Origin of the sequence: Pseudomonas sp. NCIMB 10586 (assembly GCF_023127895.1) — a bacterium.
GTDB lineage: Bacteria > Pseudomonadota > Gammaproteobacteria > Pseudomonadales > Pseudomonadaceae > Aquipseudomonas > Aquipseudomonas synxantha_A.
This window is the reverse complement of the sequence record NZ_SPKQ01000036.1, coordinates 1-4,046: the sequence shown is the minus strand read 5'-3', so window position 1 is coordinate 4,046 and position 4,046 is coordinate 1. Positions and strand designations below refer to the sequence as shown.

Annotated in this window: 5 protein-coding genes; all 5 read right to left on the bottom strand. The window is 50.3% G+C overall.

Translation table 11 applies throughout. The annotated features are described in order from the left end of the window. Window positions 1-29: 29 nt before the first annotated feature. Window positions 30-1,184, bottom strand: coding sequence for a PAAR domain-containing protein (locus E4P01_RS13240; protein ID WP_248130066.1), 1,155 nt, complete (start codon window positions 1,182-1,184; stop codon window positions 30-32). A 116-nt stretch (window positions 1,185-1,300) separates the two neighbouring features. Then, window positions 1,301-1,693 (bottom strand): hypothetical protein, encoded by a 393-nt coding sequence (locus E4P01_RS13235; RefSeq protein WP_248130065.1) that lies wholly within the window; start codon window positions 1,691-1,693, stop codon window positions 1,301-1,303. Between the two features lie 863 nt (window positions 1,694-2,556). Beyond that, on the bottom strand, window positions 2,557-3,321 hold the full coding sequence (locus E4P01_RS28290) for a polymorphic toxin type 44 domain-containing protein (protein WP_348983561.1): 765 nt from the start codon (window positions 3,319-3,321) through the stop codon (window positions 2,557-2,559). 8 nt (window positions 3,322-3,329) lie between these two features. Beyond that, complete coding sequence (locus tag E4P01_RS13225) at window positions 3,330-3,590, bottom strand: hypothetical protein (RefSeq protein WP_216091856.1); 261 nt, start codon at window positions 3,588-3,590, stop codon at window positions 3,330-3,332. A 304-nt stretch (window positions 3,591-3,894) separates the two neighbouring features. Then, a partial coding sequence (locus E4P01_RS13220; protein ID WP_248130067.1) for a tyrosine-type recombinase/integrase occupies window positions 3,895-4,046 on the bottom strand: 152 nt, incomplete at its 5' end.

The following is a 4,046-nucleotide window of genomic DNA, read 5'->3' as shown; positions in this document are numbered from 1 at the left end:
ATTGGCCTCAGTTTAAGGCAAAGAGGTGTCTACGAAACCCGGGGCGATTCATCCTGAACCTTCATGTAAGAGGCACCACCGCCGACGGCCGTGCCGAACCAGCCGCCATATTTGACGACTGTGGCGGCCTTGGCCACCCCGTCTAGGTGCGTTGCGTAGCCGGGGATCTGCCCAGGCGCACCGGCTTTCGTCCACCCGTGCACCAAGCTGCGACTGGAGATCCCGAGCGCGCTCTTCAAATTCGGGTGATCTGGAAAACCAATACCTTTGCGAATCAGCCCGGTCAAACCAGTGTTGAGCTGCGCGAGTAGGCGCTTGCGCTCGGCGAAGAATTCCGGTGAGCGCAGGTGCCCGTCCTTGAGAAAGGCGCTTTGATGCAGCGCCTCGATGTCACGCAGTGTGCCTTTCACTGCCTCCAGATTCCTGGCAAACATGGCTTCCCCCGCACCGATCGCGGTAGAACCCTGCGATAGGAATCCCTCAATCTCCGCGTGATGGCGTGTCATGAAATCGGCTTCGCTAGCGCTCAGTGGCTTGAGTGCCTCGTTAGTCTTGGCAGCAGCTTCCATCAGCACCGCTTCTTCACGGGTACACTGAAAGTTGTTCGGGTCACTGAGTACGATCATTGAGCCAGCTTTGACGTCACCCCGATTAGGGTTGAGCGCCCGAAACTTGTTCATCACCGTCGGGTTGGGCGTAGGGAACAGCGTGTTCTCCAGTGCTTCGTGGGTCATGGTTTTGGGCACAACATAGAAGCCTGGCTGCTGTGGCTCTGAACGGTCGAATACGGCTGGAGCTGGAGTGCTCGATGGTGAAAATGCAGACTGACGAGGCGCTGGCGAACCGCTGGTTAGCGTTGATGAGGCAGATTGAGCGACTTGCTTGGTCGCAAGCGGTGCCGCACTTTTGTTGCGATAGGTGGCCGTAAAAACCGAGGGGATCAGACGGGCTCTGCAGGGGCAATCACTGAAGCTATCCAGCGTACCAGCCATAAGCCTGCCATGGCTCACCATGTGCGAAATGCCACCGACGATCCGATAAGTTTTCCCGTCCTTACCACAAGTAACCCGATCACCTGCGCAGGCATGTAGGACACCAAAAATGTTGATTCTGTTATCACCATCCAGAACTTTCCCACCGCAGGTGGTTAAGTCACCCAAGCCAATGAAGTATCCGTCACTCATAGATATGCTCTCCATTTCTTCCGTTCGAACCTAAGATTTTCTTGACCGCAGGTTGCGACTCCCAACTTTGAGTAGGTGGCATGGCGAAACCGTTAAATAGCGTCATGCCTCACTCTTCAGTCCTCGATTACTGGCAAAAAGTCATCTGCCAATGCCACGCCTTGACGGGATATGAATAGGAGGCCACTTTGAGGAGTATTGATAATCTCGTCGCCATTGCTGAGATGGCTTCCCACCAGTGCAACATGGCTATTACCTTCTCCTGAGGCAGTTATTATTTTCGCCTTACTGCCATCGCTATAGACGACGTAATCGCCCTTCTGCGCTGCGCGTACCTGTTCACCGTTATCCAGCGTGAATTCCATCGGCGCTGTCGCATGTTGAATCACCGCGCCATTACGGGTTTGGCTGCCCGCAGTTGCCACTCGGTAAATAGCGATCTGGGGATGCTTTAGCGTAAGAACGCTGTTGGTTAACAATAGCCAAAGCCTGTTCGTCAAAACTGGCAAGCTGCCGTTCCGTGAAGGGAGATTTGTCCAGATTACGAAGATATTCTGGTGAAACTTGGTTGGTATACGCTAGGGGCAACGAGCCGTTCATTTGTATGATCCTGATCCATGGGGGCGGGTGTTGATAGCAGTCCACTACCCTGGAACATTGAATATCGAAGTCAAAGAGGAAATTTCCTACGAGAGCTCTCCCGGGGCCTAGACCAGCTCAACCTGGCGCAAGAGCGGCGCCGAGGGCTTTATCCTAGGCGTGGACGAACCTTTCACAGCCCGGCGCCAGATGCTGGAGCAATGATTGTTTCAGGGGAAGATTGCTTTGCTGTAATGTGGGAGCATTGGAAAGCGTTCATTGCCCATTAACGTTGTGTGGGGTGAGTCCTTGAACGCTTTACTAATACATCTACGATTAAGAAAACAAAAAACACCGGCACTTGGCCGGTGTTTGTGTTGCATATAGCTAGGGAGTTGTAGCGTCAAGGTCGAAGCTCACCATCTGAACTTCTCCATTAGTTTTAAAGATCGAGATACTATGAAATTCATACACTGTGTTATTGGTCTTTAATTTTACCTTATCCTCTACGACCTCACGAACAGCATTAGAGCTTTTTGTCACAAGAAATGGGTAGCTATTTTTTGACTTTAAAAGAGCCGCTTCGTCGCTAGGCTGAATGTCCATGAGAAAGTACCGATAGACATCTGCCACAGTAGCCCCTCCGGTATCGTATAAGACTTCATAGATAGCCCCGCCTTCACCAACTTTCGTGACTGAAACGACTTTGCTAGGATCTGGTCTGGAAGGCGAGCTTATATAAATATACAACCCCTGCCCTAGACAAATGATCAAAAGCGCCCAAATTCCCCACTTAGTAACCCCTTGATTTGGCATAATCTATACCAGCCTTGATCCATACTTGGTCAACTGGATCATCGCCATAAGGTGTATCTCCCCAAAAGGTCCCGAAAGTATTTTCTGACGTACCAGCCCTCATTTGAGCTGCACCTGCGGCTCGCAACAGCACTTGCTCCGAAATCCCGCCCGCCGTGCCCACTGCACCATAATGGAAATTACCAAAATTCTCGTACTGTGGTTGACCTTTTTTGTAGTCCCAGGGGCCGCCATTTCGGACCTTGCCATAAAACCAGGTATAAAAATGAGCAGAGCCGCGAGACGGGTAAAACTGATCATTTTTTAGCGTCTCCTGCATATTATTTTCTAAGGATACACCTGGTGGAGCACTCGGCAATTGGCCCCTGCGGACCTTCCTTCTGGCATCACTCAGCATTCGTTTCTGGATCTCATCCTTTTTACTTTTTAGAAGTGCAATTTCGTCCTTGAGAATTTTTGCCGCGTACGCCGATTGGTTGGCTTTATTCCAAACATTAATCGTGTCCCTGGGCGCCAATGAACGAAGTGCCCGATTGAATGTTTCAGCCAAATAATCGTCAATGGTTTTCGTAAAGAAGACCGCGCCATAAAAACTATCTGCTACCGAATCTAGCGCCTTTTGTTCTGACTCTTTAGCTAAAATTAGCGTTTCCGCCAGGGTAAACGAGTTACGATTTCTTTCTTCTAAAGAGTTACCTGTGGCGGGGGATGATGCTTTCGCAGCTATTAGTTCGTCTGTCACCTTTTTTTCTAGGTTGTTTTTTTGATCAGATAGTTTTGCTCCTCGTTTTGAATTGCACTGCGTAAAATAGGCGGATAAGTCTTGGACAAGAAATTTCTCATGCCTGTATGGTCGAAACCAGCACTATGGCCCATCATAGGGCCGCCGTTGCTATAGCCACCATTACCACCCACGCCACCCATTGGGGAGTAGTTTGGCGTTCCTACCCCTGTAATTGTTATGGGTGTTGTAATTTCCATCCGTCCAATTGGTCCCATTGGTCCTGCCATGTGCGTATCTCCTTATTTAGTGTCGAATCCAAAACAATTATTGGGCCGATTTACGCTCGCCAGTGCTTGATAGGGCTGGCTTCCGTGCGTTCACCTTTCTCCCAATAGGGAAAAAGCTGCACGAAATACTGTATAAATATACATAATAAGCCGTCAAGTTCATTTATGCGTCAGTGCATAAAGGCGACGAATGGCAGGTTAACTGAATTTTAAACGTAATGATATAACCTTTCGTTGGTAGTCTGATTCTCAGGACAAATGAGGGTTTGACCCCCTTGTGGTTGCCTCTCCGGCCGAACCTCCTTCAGTATTTTACTTTGTACGTTGGCGAATCCTCCGGGCGTTGGCCACGTCGGTCATACAGGCGTGTCGTGCTGATATTGGCGTGACCCAGCCAAACCTGGACCTTGGCGATATCGGCGTCATGCTCCAGGGCATTGGTCGCGGCCGTGGCCC

Bases quoted from the DNA above. Each gene is read 5' to 3' on its own strand.
- E4P01_RS13240 (WP_248130066.1), bottom strand. From the start codon at position 1,184: ATGAGTGACGGATACTTCATTGGCTTGGGTGACTTAACCACCTGCGGT.
- E4P01_RS13225 (WP_216091856.1), bottom strand. From the start codon at position 3,590: ATGGCAGGACCAATGGGACCAATTGGACGGATGGAAATTACAACACCC.